This is a genomic window from Mycoplasmopsis hyopharyngis, from assembly GCF_045276885.1.
Classification (GTDB): domain Bacteria; phylum Bacillota_I; class Bacilli_A; order Mycoplasmatales; family Metamycoplasmataceae; genus Mycoplasmopsis; species Mycoplasmopsis hyopharyngis.
The window spans coordinates 13,786-38,754 of the sequence record NZ_CP174164.1 but is presented as its reverse complement, the minus strand read 5'-3'; the positions used below and the strand labels follow the sequence as shown (position 1 = coordinate 38,754).

Sequence of the window (24,969 nt, the reverse complement as noted above, 5' to 3'; positions counted from 1 at the left end):
CTATATCTAACATAATGAGCTTCTACTCCTTCTTAATTATGTATAAATATAAGCATTGGGAGTAAACAATTGTTTGCTCTTTTTTGTTTTTTTATTCACATTGATTAAATAATTTTGTATGAAGAATAATTTAAAAGTACATTTCTTTAATTTATAATTTTAAATTATGAAATTATTTAAAGAAAGAATTCTTCCTGGACTACTTTTTACTTTCTTTTTTGTTGGGCTTATAATTCCCACCTCAATTTTTGGTCAAAAAAATAATAATATCGGTTTGACTTTTAGGATTATATTTTTTATAATAAGCTCATTTCTTTTGTTTTGTGCTGTTTATGAACTATTTTCAGCCTTTGGTATAAAAAAATATATTTCAATAATTTTGGGTATTTTATTTGCAACAACAATGTTTGCACCTTTTGAAGAATTTTTAGATTTCATCACACTCAGAAAAATTGTATCTAATGTAAATTTAGCCTCGCCAAATTATTTGTTAAAAACTTATTTAAGACAAATGATACTAGACTACCAATCAGTTATTTTTGTATTAGGTTTTGCTTTATTCTTTCTTTTTTATGAAATGAAAAATAATTATTACAATACAAAAGCTGATAAATTATTAAGATTTCTATTTATATTAATTACTCTTTATTTACTTTCAATCGCTATCAAAGCTTTTCTTTATTTTGTTTTCTTTTCATATAATTACTGAATATTGGCAATCTTTGCTTCTGCTATTTGCGATATTATGGCTTATGTTTTCGGTATGACAATGGGTAGAAAAATTATTAAAGTTGGTTTTGCTCCTAAAATCTCTCCTAAAAAATCATGAGAAGGTGTTTTTGGTGGTTTTACTTTAACTGCAATATTTATTTTAATTTTCTCATTTACAATGCCATTATTTAATAAAAATGTAGTGTACATTTTGATAGCAACTATATTTATTCCTGTTGTTTCAATTCTTGGTGATTTATACTTTTCATTATTAAAAAGAATAAACTACATAAAAGATTATTCTCAAATTCTTAAAGGACATGGTGGAATTTTAGATAGATTAGATTCTCATACCTTCGTTTTCTTCTTATTAACTTTTTTATGTGTCTATGCACTTTAAAAAATTATCAAGTATATTCAAAGTTTGCTTTTTCAAAGTAAACTTTGTTTTTATTTTTGTAATCTTGCAAGGTTAAACAATCTGAATCATATTCAAAAATAAAAATCTTCATTGTGATTTTCTTATTAGCTTTGTCAACCACAATGGTTGATTCATCAATAAACAATTTTAATTTTGGATTATTTATTCATATATTTTTTGCTAAATTGTCTTTAATAAATTGATCTTCTTGATTAAAAATGCTATTTTCAACAAAAATATTTTTTAAGCTTTTATTTGCTTCTTCATTTAAAGCAACTTGAGACAAATAATAATTGTATGTATTATGAACAATTACATTATTAACTTTTATTTTTTCATCACCTAAAGTTAATTCAAAATCTAATTGAATTCTGTCAAAGAAAATTTGTTTATTAAATTTAGAAACAAAAATACTTTTGATATCTTCTTTTGTTTTGTAATCTTTAAACAAGTGCTCTAAAACAAATAACTCATCAATAGAGTTAGAATTCATAACTTCATCATCTAATAAATATATTTTTTGATTGAAAAAGTTTTTGATATCAAACAAAATCAATTTAGCATTTTTTGGGCCACCAGGCAATGGTTGAAACTTATTAAAACTTGTTGTTTTATAAAATGTAAAACCTTCTAATTTTGCTTGGTACAAAATACTAATTTCATTTTTTAAAACTACTTTCGAGAGTAAATTAATTTCTTTATTCGAAGCGTATAGATTTTTAATTTGAAAAGCTGGCGAAAGAACATTTTGTTCATTTGGTAATCAAATGTCTCTTGTTTCTTTTTCTTGATTAGCCAATTCCAAAATTACTTCATATTTAAAATCTAGCAGACCAAACAAAACGTCTTTATATGTATTTTCGTTTACATTTTCTAAATCATTTTTTAGTTTTGTGTGTTTATCAATTAATTTTTGCTTAATAGTAGAATCTGAAACTTTGTTGATTAAATTTAATATTTCATCTAATAATTCAGTGTTAGAGTTTAATTTAATAAATAAAGATTGTTTCTTAATAATGTTTAAAATGTCTTTTTTTATAGCAAGAAATTCTTTTTGAATATTTTTGTTTTCAATAATGTCATTAGTTTGATTTTCTATTTTATCAATGGTTTTTTTGTTTCATTCAATTAAAGTATCAAACTTATTTTTATAAAAAGAAAAAGCATTTGGCAAATATTTTTTAAATACCAATTTTTCATTTTTAAAATAATTTTCTAATCATTTTTGAGTTGTGCCATCTGTTTTTACAGAATTCATTTTTTTAAGATATAGCTTTTCTAATTCTTTAATATCTACAATTTTTCATTCATTTGGATTTCGATATGCAAAATTATCTAATACATATTTTAAGATTTGGGAATCTTCATTTTGTTCAGCAAATTCTACAATATCAAGAATTTCGCTCATAATTTGTGTGTAATGTTCCTTGATAGATTTTAAAGCATAAGATCAATTAATTTTTAGAATTTCAGATAATGAAAATTTAAAATCATTTTTAATTTTTAAAAACGTATCTCAAAATTTAAATAATCCATCAAGATTAGAATTGAAATTCATTGAATTAGCATTTGTACCAAAAACATACAATTTTAAAGTATCTATCGAGCTAACAAATCTTAGTTTTTTGTCATCAAAATTCATACTTAAAATTTGGTTATTAAAAGATTCAATAGAACTATAATCAAAGTTAAAAACAAATGCTTTATCAGGTAATTGTTTAAGAATAAAATCTTGTTTGTTCTTAAAATTTAATAATGTTTTTGTAACCATATAATTTATTTTTTCACTTTGTTTATAGTGCTTTTGGTAAAAATCAAAAATCTTATTATGGATTTTTTCAATCAATTTAAGCGCATATTTTGTAAGCAATTCAATGTTAAAATTTTGACCTAGAATTTCTTCATAAATCTTATTTACCATAACAATTTCTTCATCTGAAAATTCAAAGTCTTCTTGGACTTTTTTCACTTTAATTTCTCTGTCTAAAAAAATATATTTTTGTAAGTATTTAGCCAATAAAACTTTTAATTGAGTATGATTGTTTTTAGAAATATCATCGATAAATTTTCTTTCGATGTAATATTTTCGTTTCATATTTAAACTAATAAAATCATCGTTTTTCTTTGTTAAAAAATCATCATAGTAATGACTAACTTTAATAATGTCATCTTTTAAATAATGTTTTTCAAAGTATGTTTTTTTATCATTTTTATATAATTCTCATTCAATAGATTCATATTCTCTTTTCTTGAAAAGTGCGTTGTTAAAATATAAACTATTGATCTTTTTTTGAAAATTATTAAAATTATTCATTTCTAAATTTGAATCAGTAGCTATCAAGAAATTTTCAAAATTATTTGTTATACCTTGAATTTTTTTAACATTTTTTGCATACACAATTCTGAACAAAAAAGTTAGTTCATTGTTTATTGTGATTTGTCTGTACTCATCTTTTAATAAGTAATAAAAAAATAATGCTAAATCTTTTTTTCTAGTTAGCTCTTTATTTTTTATTCATGTTTTGATTCGATAACTTCAACCTTTTCATTCAACAATCGGAAAGAAAGAATCTTTTGTTTTTAAGTTTTCTATTTCCAATGCTATTCTAAACAAGTCATTAAAAATTTCAGTTGTATTTGGATCAATAATTTTTTGGTCAATAGATTCGTTAGTTAGAACTATTTGTTCATTAATATATTCTTTAAATCTTGATAACTTAACAAAATCTATTTGTTTTTCGTTTTTATACAAATCTTTTAATTCAGCAAATCGATTTTTTATTTCGGTCAAAGCACTAGAATTTGTTATTTGATCAATCGTGCTAGCATATAAATTATCAATTAAATTTAAATATGCAATGTCATTTTCAATATACTCAAGCGCATTAAGATCAAAATTAATTATTTGTAAAATTAAGTTAGCATTTTTAACAAAATCAAAACCTTGATTAAAATTCAAATTAAGAATGCTTTTATAAAAAGATGTTAAAGAATTTTTAGTAGGAATATCGATGTTTTTTTCCAAACATTTTTGTAATTTTAAAATTAAAGCTTCTTGTCTTTTTTGAATTGTTTTAATAAAAATTAAATTATTTTTTTGTTTTAAGCTATTTTTTCGATTTTGCTTAATCAAATTAAAAATTCGCTCATTAGAAAATTTTCTATAAAACTCAGAATTGTTCATTAGTTCTAAATCTTTTTCATTTTCAAATGAAAATGGTTTTAGTCTTTGATCAATATCTTCATAAAATTTAGCTAAAGATGTGTTTTCTAAATATTGAACCTTGTGATTTTTTTCAAAATAGGTTCCTTTCAAATGATTGGAATCGTTGGTTTGTAAATAATGTAAAAAAGATGGCATTATTGACAATGCCGAAGCTCCTAATAGTAACAATAATCTTTTTTTAAATTTAAACATCATTCCTCTATTTGAACAACTACTTAATTATATTAAAATAATTTTAATTGGTCAGTATCATCAAGCCCTTTGAAAATGTTCATTTCTTTCATTAGTTTTACAACTGTTGAAGTTGTAGAAGTTCTTGCAGAAAAGTCTTCAATTGAAATAAATTGTTTTTCTTTTCTTGCTTTAATAATGTTTTCAGCAGCACTTTCGCCTAAACCTGGTATAGAAGAAAAAGGTGGAATTAATGATTTATCTTTTTTATCAATAACTCATTCTTTTGCTTTTGATAATTCTAAATTAATATTTTGAATACTAAAACCACGAGCATACATTTCCTGTGTGATTTCTAATAATCCTAAATAACCTTCTTCTTTGGTGTCTAAACCTTTTAAACTTTTTTTCTTGCTATTTAATTCTGCAAGTCTATTAGTTACTTTTGTTCCACCTTTGATGTCAATCATATTTTGAATATCAAAATCATCCGATCTTGTTGAAAAGTAGGTTGCATAGTATTCTAATGGATAATAAACTTTAAATCAAGCAATTCTTCAAGCCATCAAAACATAAGCAGTGGCATGTGCTTTAGGGAACATATATTCAATTTTTTGCATACTGTCTATATATCAATTTGGAACATTATGTTCTTTTAAGTATGTTTCTTCTTCTGCGGTTAGACCTTTTCCTTTTCTAACTTTTTCCATTATTTTAAATGAGTAAGAAGCATCAACACCATATTTAATTAGGGAGTTCATAATTTCATCCCGACAAGAAATAACATCTTTGATAGCGAAATTTTTCTTTCTAATTAATTCCTCAGCATTATTATTTCAAACATCTGTACCATGACTTAAACCAGAAAGTGAAATTAAGTCAGCAAAACTTTTAACAGTAGCAGACTTTAACATATTTCTAACAAAGTTAGTACCGAATTCAGGTAGTCCTAAAGCACCTGTTGTCTCACCACTAATGTCTGAAGGTTTTATATTTAAATCTTTAGTAGATGAAAAAATACTAATAACTTTTTCATCTTGGTTAGGAATTTTTTTAGGATCAATTTTAGTTATTTTTTGAAGCATTCTTAATGCGGTTGGATCATCGTGCCCAAGAATATCAAATTTTAAAACATTATCATGTATAGCTTCAAAATTAAAGTGAGTTGTAAATCAATCCTCATCGGTTGCATTAGCAGCATAGTTAATTGGAGTAAAATCTTCAACTTCAAATTCTGCTGGAATAACAATAATTCCTCCAGCATGCTTACCGGTTGTTCTTTTGACACCATTTAATCTATAAGCTAAATATGAAATATAAGCATTTGAAAATGAATCATTAGTTTCTTCACAATATGACTTAATGTATCCAAAAGCAGTTTTTTCTTTTATTTTTGAAATTGTCCCGGCTCTAAAAGTATGACTTTTACCAAAAAGTCTTCTAATTTCGTTGTGAATTTCACCTTGATATTCACCTGAGAAGTTTAAATCTATATCAGGAACCTTGTCAGCGTTAAAACCTAAAAAGGTTTCAAAAGGAATAGTTTGTCCATCTTTTAATAATTCAATATCACATTTAGGACATTTTTTATTTGGTAAATCAAACCCAGAAGTAACGTCAGGCAAATTTGCTATTTCAAAGTACTTACATTTTGAACATAGATAATGAGGAACTAATGGGTTAACCTCTGTAATTCCACTCATAGTTGCAACAAACGAAGAACCTACCGATCCTCTTGACCCTACCAAGTATCCATTGTCAAGTGATTTTTGAACTAGTCCATGACTTATTCAATAAATCACATCATAACCATATTTCATAATAGGTTGGATCTCTTTTTCAATTCTTTCTTCAACTATTTTTGGTAGTTTTTCTCCGTATTTTTCATGTGCATTTTTATATACTAATGCATATAATTTTTCTTTTGAATCTTGTAATTTTGGAGTATATAATTTGTCTTTAATTACTTGAATATTTTCGATTTTTTGCGCTATTTTATAGGTGTTTTCGACAACTATGTCGTCTATAATTTTTTCATCTCCAATAAATGAAAACGCTTTTTTCATTTCACTTGTGCTAAGTAAATAAGCTTCTGGCAAAACAATAGAATTAGACTTAGCTTTTTCATAGTTATATAAATGGTGTCTACTATTTTTAATACCTTTTGAATATATTAAAATTTTGTAAATTAATTCTTCTCTTTTTTCAAGATATTTAGCATCTGATACAGCAATAGGAATCTTGTTATATTCATTAGCATATTTAATTAAATCTTTAATACCTTGTTGAACTTTCGCAACAGTTATATCAGAATCTAAAATATGTTTAAATACACCTGGATGAGGAATCTCTACAAAGTCAACTTTTTGTAAAACGTTTAAAAATTCTTTTTCAGATCTATATAGAAACGCATCTCACAATGCCCCTTTTAATGTTGATGAACCAATTAAAAGGTCAGGATCATTAACTGGTAAATCTTCAACAAATAACTTTGCACCATTATAAAAATCTTCAGTTAGTGATTTTGAAATCAATTTAAATAACTTTTTTAATCCTTGTTGATTTTTAGCAATAATTGTATATTCATCAGAAAAAGCTCTTTCATATAAACTTTTGCTTGTATAACTATTTAATTCTTTTAGATTATTAATATTGTGGTTTAAAATAATTTTATTTTGCAATGCGATTCAAACTTTTGCTAAAACTAAAGCGTCATAATCAGCTCTATGGGCTTCATTAACATTGTATTCGATACCTAATTTATTTGCTAAATTTTGTAAACGATATCTTTTAGCGTCTTCAAAAACAATTCTAGATACAATCAAAGAATCTATATAAATAGTATTTGGTGCTTTCATTCCATATTGATGATATTTTTCAATTAATCAATTCATATCAAAACTTGCGTTGTGAGCAATGGCAACTTTGTTATTTAGAATATCATAGATTTTCTTCAAACCTTCTTTTTGTTCTAATCCTTTTTGTTCCAACATTTCATCAGTAATATTAGTCAAACCTTTTGTGAATGAACTTAAAGGATTACTAGTTTTTAAGAAAAATTGTTCACTTTCTTTTAATTTAGAATTCAAAATATTTTGAGAACCAAATTCGATAATGTCGCCAAATCTAGGTGACAAGCTTGTGGTTTCTAAGTCGAATGAAACAAATTCAATTTCTGAAAACTTCAAATCATTTAGCTTTCCATAAACTGCTCTGTTGTTTTTACTAATTGTTGAAAAAGTAGCACCAAAAATTGGTTTAAAATCAGGTTTATTTTTCGAATAATTATAAAAATCAGGGAAAGCTTGAACAGTGTTTAAATCAAGTATTGCTCCACCAGCTATTTTTTTATTTTTAGCACAATCAATAAATTCACTAGCTTCGATTAGACCATCCATTGTATTCATTTTTGATGAAACATGAAATTCATATCTTGGCTTTGGTGCTAAATCTATGTCTGAAGCAAAAATATCTTCAATTTTTTCTAATTTGGAAACCTTAATTATTTTTTCACCATATTTTTGAGAAGCAACTCTACCAAAAACCTTAACAAAATTGCCTTCTTCTATATCGTTTTTATCAAACTTCTTGTTAGAAAATTCTTGAGCAAAAATCGCAACATTATGATCTGAAATTCCTAATGTTCTAACGTATCATTCTGCATTTTTAACTGACTTAATTTCTTTTTTGAAAACAACACCAGAAATACATACAGCCTGATTTTCTCTCATAGTTTCAATTTCTTCAATTTTAACTTCTGTAAATGTATTATTTTTGAGTCCGTAGTCTGTTTTTTTAAAACCATTATTATTTGAAATAGTCTCTTTTTCTTCTAATTCATTTTGGATCAAATTTTTAAAATGTTTTTCAGCGTCTTTTAAAATTTCTTTATTTGGTTTTTCTTTTACTTCTTTTTCAACTTCTACTTTAGAAACAAAATTATGGTAATCATTTCTATGAGAAATCTTGATATTTACAAAACCATATTTGATAAAAGTTTTTTCTAATGCGGATAATAGTTCTAAATAATTTTCTTTTTCAGCATCGTTGGTAAAATGAAAACACAATTCATTTTCATTTATTAATGAAATTTGCTCTTGAAAATTAATTTTTTTAAGTTTGCTATATTTGGTTTTAAAGCTTAAAATAACATTTAAGTATTCTCTGATTTGCTCTATTTTATAGGCTAATACGTTAAAATGATATTTAATATTTAGCTTTAATTCTGAAACAGCTTTTATTTTTTTTAACAAAGTAAAAAAATCTAAAGCATTAGGAATTTGCTTAAATTCAATTACAAAATTTAGGCTTTTGTCACTGCCTTCTCCAATTTGGAACATTTCTGTATCTAGCACAGGATGATGAAATTTAAAGTCTATTTGCTTACAAAACTTTTCAAAAATTTTCTTACGATCCATAATATTTTCATTATACAAAGTTAAAAAATTAAGTTTAATAAAAAAGATTTTTTTCTATTTATAGGAAAACCAAAAATAATGTTTAAAATGTTATCAAGACCAAAAAACGAAGAGTAAAAAATTTTAATACACACGGTAATGTTGTTATATAATTGAAACACTATTTATTTTATTAATATATAGTCATCATAATATAACAAAAGAAAGGAATATCGATATGCCTACAACTAATCAATTGATTACTAAAGGTCGTAAAGATAAAATTAAGAAGCAAAATGCACCTGCATTAAGTTTCTCATATAACACTTTACTTAAAGAACCTCGTCCTATGGCATCGCCATTTAAACGTGGTGTATGTACTCGTGTTGGTACTTTAACCCCTAAAAAACCTAACTCAGCATTACGTAAATATGCTCGTGTGAAATTGTCTAATGGAATGGAAGTTAACGCTTACATTGGTGGAGAAGGTCACAACCTTCAAGAACACTCAGTTGTATTAATTAGAGGGGGTCGTGTTAAAGACCTACCTGGTATGAGATATCACATTGTTCGTGGAACACAAGATACTGCTGGTGTTGCAAAAAGAATGCAAGGTCGTAGTTTATACGGTGCTAAAAGACCTAAAAATTAAAAATATATTTGTTTAATCTAATCACAAAATATAAGGAGATATTATGTCAAGAAAAAAGAGCGCACCTATAAGAGAAGTATTATCAGATCCAATTTTCTCATCAACACTTATTACCAAATTAATTAATACAATTATGTTAGACGGAAAAAAATCTATCGCACAAGATATCTTATATAGTGCTTTTAAAATAATTGAAGAAAAAACAAACAAAAAAGCTATTGATGTGTTTATGCAAGCAATAGAAAATGTAACCCCTCAATTAGAAGTAAGAACTAGAAGAATTGGTGGAACCAACTATCAAGTTCCTACAGAAGTTTCAAAACGTAGACAACAATCATTATCATTAAGATGATTAGTTCAATATGCTCGTTTAAGAAACGAAAAAACAATGGAAATTCGTTTAGCAAACGAAATTATTGATGCATCAAATAAAACCGGTGGAGCTATTAAAAAACGTGAAGATACACATAAGATGGCAGAAGCAAACCGTGCTTTTGCTCACTTCCGTTGATAATAAGAATTTTTTATGAGTAGAGAATTTTTATTAAAAGATTACCGTAATATCGGTATTATGGCTCACATTGATGCAGGAAAAACTACAACCACTGAACGTATTTTGTTACATACAGGAAAAATTCACAAATTAGGTGAAACCCATGATGGTGCTAGCCAAATGGACTGAATGGAACAAGAACAAGAACGTGGTATTACCATTACTTCTGCTGCTACTACAGCATTTTGAAATGGAAAAAGAATTAATATAATTGACACCCCAGGACACGTTGACTTTACTGTTGAGGTTGAACGTTCATTACGGGTACTTGATGGAGCAGTTGCTGTTTTAGATGCTCAATCAGGTGTTGAACCTCAAACAGAAACTGTTTGAAGACAAGCAACAAACTATAAAGTTCCTCGTATAGTTTATGTTAATAAAATGGATAAGGCAGGAGCTGACTTTTACGCTGCTGTTAAATCATGTCATACACGTTTAAACGCAAATGCTGTTCCTATCCAAATTCCTATCGGTGCTGAAGCACATTTTACAGGTCTTGTTGACTTAGTAGAAATGAAAGCTTTTGAATATGATGGAAAACCAGAAGAAAACGCAAAAGAAATTGCTATTCCTTCACACTTACTTGATGAAGCTAAAATCAAAAGACAAGAATTATTAGAAGCAGTTGCTACTTTTGATGATGAAGTTATGATGAAAGTTTTAGAAGGTAAAGACGTAACAATTGAAGAATTTAAAGCTGCGATTCGTAAAGCAACTTTAACCGCTGCATTTTTCCCAGCTGTTTGTGGTACATCTTTCAAAAACAAAGGTGTTAAGAAAATGCTTGATGCTGTTGTTGATTACTTACCTTCACCAGTTGATGTTTCTGCTATTAAAGGACATTTAAATGATGAGATTGTTGAAGTTCCTTCAACAGATGATCATGATTTTGCTGCTTTAGCATTTAAAGTTATGACTGACCCATTTGTTGGTTCATTAACCTTCTTCCGTGTTTATGCAGGTACTTTACAAAAAGGTAGTTATGTGTACAACTCAACCAAAGATGTAAAAGAACGTATTGGTCGTTTAATCCAAATGCATGCTAATTCAAGAAATGAAATTGATGAATGTTTTGCTGGAGATATCGCAGCTGCTGTTGGTTTAAAATCAACTACTACCGGAGATACTTTAATTGCTGAAAAAAGTAAAAAAGTAGTTTTAGAAAAAATGGTATTCCCAGAACCAGTTATTTCACAAGCATTAGAACCAGAATCAAAAGATGCTGTTGAAAAATTAAGTATTGGTTTACAAAAACTTGCTGCTGAAGATCCTACTTTCAGAACTTGAACAGATGAAGAAACTGGTCAAACCATCATCGCTGGTATGGGTGAATTACACCTTGATATTATCGTTGATCGTCTAAAACGTGAATTCAACGTTAAAGCTAAAGTTGGTGCACCTCAAGTTTCATACCGTGAAACTATTACTAAGAGTGCTGAAGTTGAAGGTAAACACATTAAACAATCTGGTGGTAAAGGACAATATGGTCATGTTTGAATTAAATTCGAACCTAACCATGACAAAGGATTTGAATTCGTTGATAAAATCGTTGGTGGTAAAATTCCAAAAGAATACATTAAACCAATTCAAAAAGGTCTTGAAGAAAAAATGGCTGCTGGTATTTTGGCTGGATACCCAATGATTGATATTAAAGCAACTTTATTCGATGGTTCATACCATGAAGTCGACTCATCTGAATTAGCATATAAAATTGCTGCTTCTAAAGCTTTAACCAAAGCAAAAGATGATTTAGGTACAGTGTTATTAGAACCTATTATGGAAGTTTCTGTTGTTATTCCTGAAGATTATTTTGGTGATGTTATGGGTGATTTAAACCGTCGTCGTGGTCAAATTACAGATAACGAAACAAGAAATGATGGAGCTCATGTTATTAAATCATTAGTTCCTCTTGCTCAAATGTTTGGTTATGCAACTGATTTAAGAAGTATGACTGCTGGTCGTGGTACATACCAAATGAAATTTGATCATTATGAAAAATGTCCAAAATCAATTTCTGATGAAATAATCAAGAAAAGAAATATCCAAAACAAAAATGATGACTAATTAAACTAAACATCAAGCGAAAAACTTGATGTTTTTTTACACCTATAAGATATTAAGAGCTAGTTTAATCTTATAAAAAAGAAATCCAATTTAGGATAGTAATTTAAGAATTAAAAATTCCATATTAACCTAATTTATAGACTGATATGGAATTTTAAAATTTTCAACTTGGAAACTTGAACTTTAATATTTAAAACGAATAAAAGAAATAACATCAAGCACAAAACTTGATATTATTCCGTCTTTTTTACTAACCCTAGTTATATAAAAAGGAGAGAGTAAAAAACCTCATCACACTTGAGGTTTTACTTTTTAATAAAATTAATGTTTAATAATTAAGATGCTTTTCAACCTGATATTATGTATTCTGCTTGATATTTTAATGTTTCTTCTTCATTAGCAATTTCATAGATAATTTTTACAGTTGTATTATTAACTTTTTGAACAGATATTGGATTTATTACATAAAGTTCAGTTAAACTTTGATCTGTAAATTGATAATCAAAATCACCTTCATGTTTGTTAATTTTTTCTTGCATTTCTTCTATTGTGATGCTTTTATGAGCTTCAGGATCTCCATCTCAATATATCACAACTTTTTTAGCAGCGTCTTTAAGAGGTTGTAACTCTTCACCTGTTGATTTTTTCAATCCTTTTATTTCAACTGTTTTTTCTTTACTTGTTACTTTTGGTTCTTCAATAGTTGAAATTGTGAATGTGATTATTACACTTGTTTCTTTTGGTGTAATTTGTAATGTGTCTTCATCAATTGCATACTCTTGATCATTAAAACCTGAAAATTCTAAAGCTTCTTCATTAACTTGGTTTGGTGTAATATTTTCTTTATTTTTGATAGTAACTTGTACTTTATCCACAAGTTCATTTATAGAATCATTTGTTGCATTTTCTTTCTTCTTAAATCCAGTAATTCTTTGTGTTTTTAATGAAGATTTTTTATTAGAAGTAGCATCTTTTATAGCGAATTTAACTTCAACTGTTGTTTCATCAATTAATTTAACAGCAAAGTCTTCGATTGTGTATCTTTCTTCATCTAAATTTTCAAAAGTGAAATCTTCTGCTTTTGTTAAAGTGTTCGCATAAACATGTTGTTTGTCTTCTTTAGTACATTTAATTGATGCTAAAACTGCTTCAATATCACCTTCAACCACTTCTTTAAAGCCTTGAATGGTTTGACTTTTAACATCTGAACTTACTTTTCCGCTTGCTTTTTCTTTCAATTTAAATTGAACCACAAGAACAGTGTTGCTTGGAGTTAAAGCAACAACTTGAACTTCGTATTTATCATCTTCTAATGAAAATTCAATGTCTTCAGCTTCCACACTTGCTGCATACATTGTTGATGGTTCTTTTATTGTTGCTGATATAGTTGCCAATTTTTCGTTTAAAGCTTTAACTTGTGTATCACTAGGTCCTGGGGTTGGTGTAGGATTTGGTGTTGGGGTTGGGTTATCTTTTGGTTTACATCCTTGTGCTGACACAGCGAACGCAGAAGCAATCGCTAGTGGCATAGCTAATCCAAAAATTAGCTTTTTATTTAATTTCATATAGACTTACTCTTTTCCTTCCTTATTTTTCATAATAAATTATATTTTTGTTTTAATCAAAAAATTATGAGAAAGTTAATGTGGAAAATTTTACACATTTTAAAATTTATAAATTGGGAGTTTTTTTTATTTGTCAAATTGTCCTATAAAATAGAGCAAAAAGTAAATTTTTGTTTAAAATTTCTAATTTATTTTTTAGTTAAAAATAAAAAAATAAGTTATTATTTTTATTAATTTATTTAATAAAAAGGTGCACAAAAATGAAATTATTTTTAGATACTGCTAATGAAGATTTTTTCCTATTAATTTGAAATAAAAATCGGCCTTTGTATGTTAAACATTTGCCTAATTATTCAAAAAAAGTAAACTTAATTCCTCAATTTGTTGAAGAAGCTTTGAAACAAAATAATTTTGAATTGTCAGACATAAAAGATTTCTATATAAACATTGGTCCAGGTTTTTTTACTGGTGTTAGAATCTCATTAGTTTTTGTTAGAACTATTGTTCTATTAACAAACGCTAATATTCATACTTGTTCAACTTTTGAAATCTTAAAATTCCAAAAACCTAATCAAAAAATGTTTGAAATCGAAGCTGCTGGTGGAAAAATTTTTCAATGGCAAAATAGCGAAAATTTTGAACCTTTGCAAATTCAAATTAAAGAAGGAATTAAAAAAGATAAGATTGATTTTGAAGAATTAACAAAGAATTTCGAAAGCTATTTACATCTTTTTAAATCACATAAAGATTTATTATCTATCGAACCTTTATATCTTAAAGAGCCACAAATTGGAAAGGTGAAATAATGAAAATTTTAGGTATTGAAACTAGTCATGATGATACTTCTTTAGCGATTTATGAAGATGGTAAAGTAGTTGAAATGTTCACTATTTCACAAATTGATATTTTTAAGCAATTTGGAGGGACAATTCCTGAAATTTCATCAAGAGAACATGTTAAAAACATTTCAATTATTCAAAAATTAATTCAAGAAAAAAACGATTTAAAAACTATTGATTACATCGCTTACACTAATGAACCTGGTTTAATTGGAACCCTGCAAATTGGTTTTTTATTTGCTAGTGCTCTTTCTTTAACTTTAAAAAAACCTTTAATTCCAATTAATCATTTACACGGACATTTTTTTTCAACTTTTATTGATAATCAAATTGAATATCCTGCGCTTTCATTATTGGTTTCTGGTGGGCACACACAATTGATGTTAATCAATAATCCTTTTGATATTCAAATTATTGGTCAAACTTTAGATGACGCAGTTGGTGAAGCGTTTGATAAAGTGAGTTCGAGAATTGGTTTAGGTTTTCCTGGTGGACCAATAATTGACCAAATTTATCAAAACAAATCTGCTTCATACAAAGATAATTTAATTAAATTTACTACCCCTCATACTGAAGGAAAATATGATTTTAGTTTTAGCGGTCTAAAATCACAAGTTATTAATTATGTACATAACAATGAACAAAAAAATAAAACCATAGACAAACACCAAGTAGCTATTAGTTTTCAAGAATGTGCAATTGACTATTTAATTCAAAAAACTAAAAAAGCTTATAAAGAATTTAACCCTAAAACTCTTGTGCTTTGTGGCGGGGTTTCTGCTAATACTGAACTAAGAAAAAGATTTTTAAAAATCTCTAAACAAGCAGTTGTTCCTAATTTAAAATATGCAACTGATAATGGAGCAATGATTGCTTCTTGTGCATATGAGCAATTAAGATATAAAAACAAAAAATAGTTTGGGATTCCTTACTTTTAATATTATTAATAATATAATATAGAATATTTATTGAAAGGTTAACTATGGCCGCAACAATCATTATGTCTTTTATGATAGTAATTTCAATCATCATTATGGTTGTTTCTTTAATTATGTCACCAGATTCTAATGGTTTTTCTGGAGCACTTGTTGGTTCAGGAGATTTGGAATTATTCAAATATTCAAAAGAAAGGGGTATTAAAAAAATTCTTAAATACACTATGTTTACTTTAGGAATTATTTTAATAATTCTCGCAGTAGTAATTAGAATCTTTTTAATAAAACAATAAATTATGGTTAATAAAGACGCAGTTTTAAAACTGTTTGAAAAAGAGAAAAAATTAAGTTTTATTGACATTGCTAAAAAATTAAAAATATCACATAAAGAAAATAAACTATTGACTAGTTTAATTTTTTCATTGATTGATGAATTCCAACTAATCAAAAATCCAAAAACATTAGAATTTGAAAAAATTACTTTTATAAAAAATGTTGTTGGAACCTTTAAAGTTAACTCTAATGGATTTTTTGGTTTTATTGATCCTTTGGAAGAAAATGGTTTAAAAAGTGAAGCAGAAAGTTTTTATGTTTCAAAAAATTATTTCAACAAAGCATTAGATGGCGATAAGGTCGAAGCAAAAATATTTTCCGATATCAATGGCAAAATTTTTGCAATGATTACTAATATTCTTAATAGAAATATTGAATTTGTATATGGGATTATAGAACAAAATAAAGAATTTTTAAATTTTAAACCAATTAATAAAAAGTTCGATGATCGCTTTTTTTCTATTAAGAAAAATTCAGCAAGCGCAAGAATTAATGATGTAGTTAAAGCAAAAATCCTTAACATTACTAACCATTATATTTCTATTGATATTATTGAAAAGATTTCAAACATCAATGATCCAATGTGTTATGTTCAAACACTTTTAGACGAAAGAAAAATTCCTAAATATTTTCCAAGCACTTTAAGTAAGGAAATTGAAAACATTCCCGAAAATATAAACAATGAAAATACAGCTTCTAGAAAAGATTATAGAGAGCAACTAATTGTAACAATTGATGGTGATGATACTAAAGATTTCGATGATGCCATTAATGTTGTTAAACACGACAATGGTACATATACATTAGGTGTTCATATCGCTGATGTTTCACACTATGTTCAAGAAAATAGTTTGATTGATTTAGAAGCTTTTAATAGAGGAACTTCAATTTACTTATTGAACCAAGTGGTTCCAATGTTACCTTTTAAATTATCGAATGGAATTTGTTCATTAAACCCTAATGAAGATCGTTTTACTTTATCCGTAATTATTAACTATGATAAAAAAGGAAAAGTAATTGACACTCATTTTTATGAATCGATTATTTGTTCAAAATACAGACTAACTTATAATAATGTTAATAAGTTTTGAAAAAATGAATTTCAATTCAATAGTCCTGAATTAGAAAAAATGCTAAATGATGCTAGAGAATTAGCAAAATTAGTAGAAAGACAAAAATATGAACAAGGTTATATTGATTTTGAAATTGATGAACCATATGTTAAATTAGATGAAAAAGGAAATGTTTTAGACATTTTAGTAAAACCTTCTGGTGAATCAGAAAAATTGATCGAAAGTTTTATGGTTGCTGCTAACGAAGCAGTAGCTCACGGTTTAAACAAATTAAACATTCCTGTTTTATTTAGAATCCATGACAAACCCGATGTAGAAAAAATTGATTACTTTAAAACTGTTTTGAACGCTTTAAATATCAATGTCAAAATTGATTTAAATGATATTAGTCCTAAATCATTCCAAAACATTATTGAAGAAATTAAAAAGAATAGAAATGATGATTTTATTAAATTGCTTTTTTTAAGAACAATGCAAAAAGCAATTTACTCACCTAATAACATCGGACACTTTGGATTGGCTTCAACTGACTATTGTCACTTTACTAGCCCAATTAGAAGATATCCTGATTTAATTGTTCATAGAATCTTAAAAGATGTTTTTATCCATAAAAACAAAAACAAAATTGAACACTACAGAAATATCTTAGCCTCAATTGCTGAACATTCAAGTAACACTGAGCAAGGTGCAACAGATGTTGAAAGAGATGTTAATGACCTTAAATTTGCTGAGTTTTATAAAAATAAAATCGGTAAAAAATTCACTGGTCAAATAGTAAGTATTTTAAAATTCGGTATGTTTATTGAATTTGATAATAAAACTGATGCTTTAGTTCACATTTCTACAATTGGAAAAAAAGATGAATTTAAAGCTAATGAACAATTTACTAAATTAATAGGTGCTACTAAAACCTACAATTTAGGTCAAAAAGTAAGTGTAATCATTGTAAACGCTGATGAAATTAGTGGAAAAGTTGATGCTGTTTTAGAAGAATTTTACCCACAATACTTAAACAACATTGCTAAAAAATATGAAAAAAGAAAATAAGATAATTAAAAATAATTTAGGTTTTGATTCCAACTTATACATTAAACAAGATAAATCAATGTTTAATTATTCAGTTGATACTATTTTGTTAGGAAACTTTGTTGCTTTAAATCATAAAACAACACATTTATTAGAAATTGGAACAAACAATGGTGCTTTATCAATATTTTTATCTGACCGATATTCAAAATTAAAAATTGATGCTATAGAAATCCAAGAAAAATCTGCTAATCTAGCGAAAGAAAATGTTAGCTTAAACAACAAAGAAGCACAAATCAATATTATTAATCAAGATTTTAATGAATACTGAAAAGAATATATTAAAACTAACAACAAAAAATATCAAGTAATTGTTTCTAATCCACCTTATTTTCCGTTCGATAAAACTAATACTAAAAAAGATGTTTCTCAAGAATTATTGATAGCAACTCATGAAATTATGCTCAACTTAGAACAACTTATTTGTGGTTGTTCTAAAATTATTGAGCAAAAAGGTTATCTAAATTTAGTGCTTCCTGTTGAACGCACCATTGATGTTATGGAACTATTAAGGAAATACAAATTTGAACCCAAAAGGATTCAATTTGTTTTTCCAAGAATTTATGACAAACCAAAATTTATTTTAATAGAATCGAGATATCAAACAGGTTGAGGAGTTCACTTTTTACCTAATTTATATTTATATGATTCTAGCAATAAAAACAAACATGAATATTTACCTGAAATTAAGCAATTATACAAACCTAAAAAAATAAAGGAATAACATGAAAACCACAAAGAAAACTTTTTATATAACTACTCCAATTTATTATGCTTCTGGTAATTTGCATTTAGGGCATTTATATTGTTCTACCTTGGCACAAACTTTTGCTTTATATAAAAAAATGATGGGTTATGATGTTAAATTCTTAACAGGTAGTGATGAGCACGGAGCAAAAATCGAACAAAAAGCTAAACTTGCTATTTTAGAACCGCAACAATATGTTGATGGTCTAATCAAAAACTACAAAGAACTTTGAAAAAAATGAGACATTAATTTTGACTATTTTAGTAGAACTACCGACAAACAACATGAAGAATTAATTGCTAACATTTTTGAACACTTTTTAAAACAAGGAATCATTTATAAAGCTAAATATCAAGGTTGATATTCAATAAATGATGAAGAATATTTAACTGAAACTCAAGCAGTAAAAGATGAACAAGGAAACTTGTTCCATCCTACTAGCGGACATCAATTAACCTTAATTTCAGAAGAAAGTTACTTTTTCAAAATGAGTGCTTTTGAAAAATGATGACTAAAAGAAGTTGATGATAATCCAAATTGACTAAGACCAATTGGTAGTGTTATTGAAATGAAAAACAACTTTGTTTTAAAAGGTTTAGAAGACTTATCGGTTACAAGAAAAAATGTTCAATGAGGTATCAAAGTAAAAAGTGATCCCCAACACACAATATATGTTTGACTAGATGCTTTGTTTAACTATGTATCTGCATTGGGATTTGATTTGAAAAAATCAAAAGCAGACTACTTAAAGTATTGACAAGAAGGAACTGAAATTGTTCATTTACTTGGAAAAGAAATTGCTAGATTTCACTTTATTTATTGACCGATATTTTTAAATGCTTTAAATCTTAAACAGCCAACTAATATTTTAGTACATGGACTTCTAAGAGATAAAGAAGGAAGAAAGATGTCTAAATCACTTAACAACATTGTAGATTTAGATTCGCTTCTTGAAAAATTTGATCCTGAAATGGTCAAATATTATTTATGCTCACAAATTAGGTTTGGTGAAGATGGAAACTTTAGTGAAGCACAATTGAAAGAAAAAGTTAATGCTGAATTAATAAACACTTATGGGAACTTAATTTCTAGAACTTTAAAAATGAAATTCAATTCATTCCCCAATGGAATTGTTTATAAAAAGTCAAATACTCAAATCCACAATGAAATTGAACAATTAATTCTACAAGCTAAAAATGACTTTATCAAACATATGGATAAATTTGAACTACAAGAAGGTTTACAAGTAGCAATAAATTTAGCTTCTAGTTTGAATAGTTATATTGATAAAACTCAACCTTGAAAACTAACCAATAATTTAGAAGAGCTTAATTTAGTAATTTCTAGATTACTAAATGGTATTTATGCTGTGTCAACATTTTTACAAATGATTTTACCAAAGAAAATCAAAGAAGTTGCTAATGCTTTAAAAGTTAAAGAATTTAGCATTGAACAAATTGATAAATTTAATAAATTTGATAATCTTATCCAAGAAGAAAAATTTATTCTTTTTGATAGATTAAAATAATTTTTTTACATTTAATAAAAAATAACTAATTAATATAGGTAGGATTAAAATATATAAGAAAGGCAAATATGAGCAAAAATCAAATACAAAGTGAATATAAAATAGCTAAACAATTTTACGATGAGTATCACAAAACTATGCTTGCTAAATCAAAAAACACAATAAACAAAGCATTTAACTATGCTAATGATGATGAATGGTATACTACAAAAGAAGATGTTCAACACTTTATAAACCAAGCTCATATATCAAAAGATAAAGTAATTTGATGTCCTTTTGACTTACCAAGTTCTAATTTTGTTACCGTATTTAAAAATAATGGTTATAAAGTAATAAGTTCTCATATTGCTAATGGACAAGATTTTTACAATTTTGAACCAAGTGAAAAATGGGACATAATAATTTCAAATCCTCCTTTTAGAAATAAACATAGATTATTAGAAAGATTGTTAAAATTCAAAAAGCCTTGAGCACTAATTTTTGGAATTCAATGTTTGAATAGTGAAAAATTTTGTGATATGCTTCAAAAATTTGAAAGACCACAGTATATTCATTTAAAGAGAAGAATGTGTTTTACAAAAGATCATTTGAATTATGATGTTATGAATTTACAAAGACCTTCTTTTGCATCTATGTGAGTATGTAATAATATGTTTAAAAAAGATATACAAGTTTGAGATGGTGTTAACTATAAAAAAGATGACAAGGAATATTGTTAATGGAAATATTAGTATCAGAAAGCTTCATTAAAAATGCTTTAAATTCCATCAAAAAAAGAGATTTAATCTCTTTACTAGAATCTGTGTTATTTGAAAAAATATATGCGCTATTAATAAATGATGGGATTTTAAGGGAAACTATTAGTTTTTCGAATATTAAATGAATAAAAGATAAAAGAGCATATCAAGGAATTTTTATTTCTGAAAAAAATTTATTTGTTTATTTTTCACAATTATTAAATTCAAATGGAAAACCAAAAAGCAGAAACACTTTTGTTAGTCAAAATTTTAATCCTATTCAAAAAATAGCTATAGAAAATAATTCCTACATTTGCTTATCTTTAAATCCTCTTGATTTAGGAACAAAAGTTCCTAGTTTTCCTAATACTATAATTAAAGATATTAGAACTTTATCAACACTAGGGGTAATAATAAACAAATCAATCAATATTGATAATAATATTTTTGATTTTAAAAGTATTGATGAATATATAAATATGAAGAATTTTTTAAAATCTAAAAATTCTTTTAATCAATCAACTTTTATTAAAAAATTTGATTTTTTAAACACAATTGCTATTTACGCTAATATGGATGGTGCTTCTGGAATAGATGCTTTAAATTCAATGAGAATGATTAATAAATTTAGAGATGTTGATAATATAAAAAATTATTGATTTTTTAATATTGGTAAAAAAACACTTTCTGAAAACTTTATTAAGACTATAAATGAAGAATATAATTTTGAATATATAGATACTATTAAATACAATAAAAATGATTTTATTGGTTTAAATACAAAAATAACTGAAAAAGATATTGAAAATGATTTAAGGAGAAATCAACCTTATTTTATTAAAAACATTTTAAAAAAATATGATACTTTAAATCCTAGCAAGTGTTTTTGTTGTAATTATATGATAACTAGTAATTTAATAGCATCACATATTTATAGGGTTGCTGACATAATTTCTGATTATAAAAACCGCAACATTTCTTTGGAAAAGGCACAAGAATACATTATTTCAGGAGATAATGGTTTTATGCTTTGTCCTAATCATGATAAAGAATTCGAAAAAGGATATATTTATTTTGATCCTAACTCAAAAAAGATGGTTGCTTCAGAAAACTTAGATATTGAAACTTTTGAATTTATTAATTTTCGAATTAATATGAATGAATTAAATAGAAATTTTATAACAGAAGAATTTATAGAGAATGTTAAAAGACATAAAGTTAGAACAAAAAATTAAGGAGAAATAAAATGATTTACTGTACCTGTAAAACTTTAAACGTTAAACCTGAAATGAAGGATGAATTTAATAAATGAATTTACGCCTTTATTAATGAAATTAAAAAAGAAAGTATGAACCTATCATATGATGGTGGTTGAAAAAGTGATTCAACTTTCGTTATTTTAGAAAGATGAAGCAGCGAAATGGCTTGCAAAACTTATTATGCTAAAAAAGATAATAAAGAAAAATATGTAAAAATAAATTCTTTTGTTGTTGAGCCTATTAAATATTTTGGTTATACAACTATCAATTAAAAAGTTGGTATTGTAATGATTAAAATTTTACTAGCAGGAACTCCTGAATTTTCTGTTCCTATTTTTGAAGCAATTATTAATTGCTCTGATTTTGAAGTTGTAGGAATTGTTTCACAACCTGACAAACAAGCAAATAGGAATTATCAAATAGTTGAAACTCCAACCAAAACATTAGCCAAAAAATACAATATAAAATGCTTTCAGCCAACTAAAATTAAAGAAATTTATGATGAATTAACCCAATTAAATTATGACTATTTAATCACTTGTGCATTTGGTCAAATCATTCCTGAATCCGTTTTGAATATTGCTAAAAAAGATAACATTAATATTCATGGATCACTATTACCTAAATATCGTGGCGCTTCGCCTATTCAATACGCTTTGCTAAATGGCGATGAATATACAGGGGTTTCAATCATTAGAATGGTTAAAGCAATGGATGCTGGAAATATCTTAGTTCAAAGTAGAATTGACATAGATGAAAACGAAACCGCTAGCACCTTATTTAAAAAGTTCGATGACCATATTGTTGCTAATATAAATAATTGAATTAAGCAAATCGACAACAAACAAATTGTAGAAATTGAACAAAATGAAGATCAAGTTTCTTTTTGCAAAAAACTTTTAAAAGAGGATGCTTTATTGGATTTGGAAAATAAAAATGCTCAAGAAATTATTCAAATCATTAAAGCTTTTGAAGCCAACCCTGGCGCATATACTTTTGTAGATGGTAAAAGATTAAAAGTTTATTTAGCTACAACTAAATTTGTTAAAAATACTATTTGTTTAAAATGCAAAGATAAAGAAATATATTTATTAGACTATCAATTTGAAAGTAAAAAGAGAATTAAGAAGTATTAGTTAGATAATCCTGGTTAGATTATCTAATTTTTATTACATAGTTAAATATATAATATTTACATTATGATTAAAAAAAGTATGCAAGATTCTTGAAAAATAGTTAAAAGAGGAAATATGTTTATGCTAGCAATTGGTTTATTGCTAGGAGCATCATTTAACTCTGTAATTTCTTCATTGGCAAACGATGTAATTATGGCGGCAATCGCTAAAATATGAAATGCAAGTTCAGTTGAAAGTTTATCAATCAATGGAATATTAATAGGTAAATTCATCGGAGCATTGATTTCATTCTTGATTGTTTCACTAATTATCTTTTTAAGTTTATTTATTTTCTTTATAATCAAAAATTTAATTTGAAAATGAAAAACTAAAAGACATCCTGAATTATTAATTGAAAAAGAAAAAGAACCAACCACTGAAGAAAAAATACTATTAGAACTACAAAAGATAAATCAAAATTTACAAACCAAAGCTAACGAGCAAACAGAATAGGTACAAAATGGAAGAATTAAACTTTTTTAACAAAACCAAATTTAAGTTTAATTTTAAGAAAGACTTTTTAAATGTTTTTAAATCATTTAAAAGTTTTTTTAATTTAGACAAACTAATTTTGGTTGACATTACTTTTGTTGACACTTATGAAATCCAAACGTTAAATAAAACATATAGAAATAAAGATTATGTAACCGACATATTGTCTTTTGACTTTGGACATGAAGATATTTACAATGATATGCCTTTTGTCGCTATTGGTGAATTGGTTATTTGTCCTGAAAAAATTATTGCACAAGCCCAAGAATTTAATCATTCTTTAAAAAGAGAATATTGCTACCTTTTTGCTCATGGATTAGTTCACTTGATGGGATATGACCATGAATTAGAAGAAGAAAGAATCCAAATGAATAATATGGTGGATCAAATAATTGCTCCTTTAAATATTACTCGGGAGGATGAATATGGAAATTAAAATAGCAAACTTAATAAATCATCTTCAGTTTATTTTGACCAATTTTACACTTGTGATGACACAGTTAAAATTTGCCTTGAATATTTTGACAAAACATTAAAAGACTGCTTAGATTTTGATAAAGTTGAATTTTTAGAACCTTCTGCTGGTAACGGTCAATTTGTTAAAGGTATTGAAAATAAATGACCAAAAAGCAAAATCACAAGTTTTGATATTGAACCTAGAAACGAAAAGATTCAAAAAGCAGACTTTCTTAATATTGATTTAAAACCTGATACTAACTTAGTTACAATTGGCAATCCGCCTTTTGGTTATAAATCTTCATTAGCTATCAAATTTATTAATCATTCAAGTTTGTTTTCAAATATAATTGCTTTTGTTTTGCCTTTACAATTTCAAAGATGAAATGTTCAAAAACAAATCAATCCTAATTTGAAATTAATTTTTGAATCTAATTGGCTACCTAAAAATTCTTTTACATACAAAGGAAAAAAATATCCTGATAAGTGTGGTTTAGGAACTGCTTCTTTTAATGTTTGAATAAAAAATACAACTAAGGAGATATAAA

Annotated in this window: 20 protein-coding genes; 17 read left to right on the top strand and 3 right to left on the bottom strand. The window is 26.3% G+C overall.

The window, feature by feature from the left end; all coding sequences use genetic code 4:
• Positions 1–166 precede the first annotated feature (166 nt).
• Positions 167–1,111 (top strand): phosphatidate cytidylyltransferase, encoded by a 945-nt coding sequence (locus ACJA25_RS00165; RefSeq protein ID WP_406615549.1) that lies wholly within the window; start codon positions 167–169, stop codon positions 1,109–1,111.
• A 4-nt stretch (positions 1,112–1,115) separates the two neighbouring features.
• Here the strand turns inward: ACJA25_RS00165 and ACJA25_RS00160 are convergent, their stop codons facing one another.
• Complete coding sequence (locus ACJA25_RS00160) at positions 1,116–4,550, bottom strand: hypothetical protein (protein ID WP_406615547.1); 3,435 nt, start codon at positions 4,548–4,550, stop codon at positions 1,116–1,118.
• Between the two features lie 32 nt (positions 4,551–4,582).
• Entirely contained in the window at positions 4,583–8,947 is a 4,365-nt protein-coding gene (locus ACJA25_RS00155) for a PolC-type DNA polymerase III (RefSeq protein ID WP_406615545.1), read from the bottom strand.
• Between the two features lie 217 nt (positions 8,948–9,164).
• On the opposite strand from ACJA25_RS00155, the gene rpsL reads away from it, so the two are divergent.
• From rpsL to fusA, 3 genes are read left to right on the top strand one after another with little or no spacing between them, the layout of a single operon-like run.
• Positions 9,165–9,578 carry a 30S ribosomal protein S12 gene (gene rpsL / locus ACJA25_RS00150; RefSeq protein ID WP_406615543.1) on the top strand — a complete coding sequence of 138 codons (414 nt, stop codon included), beginning with the start codon at positions 9,165–9,167 and terminating at the stop codon, positions 9,576–9,578.
• A 43-nt stretch (positions 9,579–9,621) separates the two neighbouring features.
• Complete coding sequence (rpsG, locus tag ACJA25_RS00145) at positions 9,622–10,092, top strand: 30S ribosomal protein S7 (protein WP_406615541.1); 471 nt, start codon at positions 9,622–9,624, stop codon at positions 10,090–10,092.
• A 12-nt stretch (positions 10,093–10,104) separates the two neighbouring features.
• Positions 10,105–12,195 (top strand): elongation factor G, encoded by a 2,091-nt coding sequence (gene fusA / locus ACJA25_RS00140; protein ID WP_406615539.1) that lies wholly within the window; start codon positions 10,105–10,107, stop codon positions 12,193–12,195.
• A gap of 335 nt (positions 12,196–12,530) precedes the next feature.
• Here fusA and ACJA25_RS00135 read toward each other — a convergent pair whose 3' ends face one another.
• Positions 12,531–13,760, bottom strand: coding sequence for a hypothetical protein (locus ACJA25_RS00135; protein ID WP_406615537.1), 1,230 nt, complete (start codon positions 13,758–13,760; stop codon positions 12,531–12,533).
• A gap of 260 nt (positions 13,761–14,020) precedes the next feature.
• Between ACJA25_RS00135 and tsaB the strand changes: the two genes are divergently transcribed.
• The 13 genes from tsaB to ACJA25_RS00070 all read left to right on the top strand — a co-directional run bounded on the left by tsaB (position 14,021) and on the right by ACJA25_RS00070 (position 24,968).
• On the top strand, positions 14,021–14,566 hold the full coding sequence (gene tsaB, locus ACJA25_RS00130) for a tRNA (adenosine(37)-N6)-threonylcarbamoyltransferase complex dimerization subunit type 1 TsaB (RefSeq protein WP_406615535.1): 546 nt from the start codon (positions 14,021–14,023) through the stop codon (positions 14,564–14,566).
• Positions 14,566–15,516, top strand: a complete 951-nt coding sequence (gene tsaD / locus ACJA25_RS00125) for a tRNA (adenosine(37)-N6)-threonylcarbamoyltransferase complex transferase subunit TsaD (RefSeq protein WP_406615533.1) — start codon at positions 14,566–14,568, stop codon at positions 15,514–15,516. The genes tsaB and tsaD overlap by 1 nt, the downstream gene beginning before the upstream one ends.
• Before the next feature lie 65 nt (positions 15,517–15,581).
• The gene (secG, locus tag ACJA25_RS00120) at positions 15,582–15,827 is read left to right on the top strand and encodes a preprotein translocase subunit SecG (RefSeq protein WP_406615531.1); all 246 of its coding nucleotides are present in this window, start codon (positions 15,582–15,584) and stop codon (positions 15,825–15,827) included.
• Between the two features lie 3 nt (positions 15,828–15,830).
• Complete coding sequence (rnr, locus tag ACJA25_RS00115) at positions 15,831–17,987, top strand: ribonuclease R (RefSeq protein ID WP_406615529.1); 2,157 nt, start codon at positions 15,831–15,833, stop codon at positions 17,985–17,987.
• Entirely contained in the window at positions 17,971–18,750 is a 780-nt protein-coding gene (locus ACJA25_RS00110; RefSeq protein WP_406615527.1) for a tRNA1(Val) (adenine(37)-N6)-methyltransferase, read from the top strand. The genes rnr and ACJA25_RS00110 overlap by 17 nt, the downstream gene beginning before the upstream one ends.
• A 1-nt stretch (position 18,751) precedes the next feature.
• Positions 18,752–20,302, top strand: a complete 1,551-nt coding sequence (gene metG, locus ACJA25_RS00105; RefSeq protein WP_406615525.1) for a methionine--tRNA ligase — start codon at positions 18,752–18,754, stop codon at positions 20,300–20,302.
• A gap of 68 nt (positions 20,303–20,370) precedes the next feature.
• Positions 20,371–21,021, top strand: a complete 651-nt coding sequence (locus ACJA25_RS00100) for a sugar-phosphate nucleotidyltransferase (protein WP_406615523.1) — start codon at positions 20,371–20,373, stop codon at positions 21,019–21,021.
• Complete coding sequence (locus tag ACJA25_RS00095; RefSeq protein WP_406615521.1) at positions 21,021–22,274, top strand: HNH endonuclease; 1,254 nt, start codon at positions 21,021–21,023, stop codon at positions 22,272–22,274. The genes ACJA25_RS00100 and ACJA25_RS00095 overlap by 1 nt, the downstream gene beginning before the upstream one ends.
• Before the next feature lie 11 nt (positions 22,275–22,285).
• Positions 22,286–22,570 (top strand): hypothetical protein, encoded by a 285-nt coding sequence (locus ACJA25_RS00090; protein ID WP_406615519.1) that lies wholly within the window; start codon positions 22,286–22,288, stop codon positions 22,568–22,570.
• A 15-nt stretch (positions 22,571–22,585) separates the two neighbouring features.
• Complete coding sequence (gene fmt, locus ACJA25_RS00085; protein ID WP_406615517.1) at positions 22,586–23,434, top strand: methionyl-tRNA formyltransferase; 849 nt, start codon at positions 22,586–22,588, stop codon at positions 23,432–23,434.
• Positions 23,435–23,497: 63 nt separating this feature from the next.
• The gene (locus ACJA25_RS00080) at positions 23,498–23,926 is read left to right on the top strand and encodes an MscL family protein (protein ID WP_406615515.1); all 429 of its coding nucleotides are present in this window, start codon (positions 23,498–23,500) and stop codon (positions 23,924–23,926) included.
• Between the two features lie 7 nt (positions 23,927–23,933).
• The gene (ybeY, locus tag ACJA25_RS00075) at positions 23,934–24,401 is read left to right on the top strand and encodes an rRNA maturation RNase YbeY (protein WP_406615513.1); all 468 of its coding nucleotides are present in this window, start codon (positions 23,934–23,936) and stop codon (positions 24,399–24,401) included.
• A gap of 381 nt (positions 24,402–24,782) precedes the next feature.
• Positions 24,783–24,968, top strand: a complete 186-nt coding sequence (locus ACJA25_RS00070) for a hypothetical protein (protein ID WP_406615511.1) — start codon at positions 24,783–24,785, stop codon at positions 24,966–24,968.
• Position 24,969: the final 1 nt, after the last annotated feature.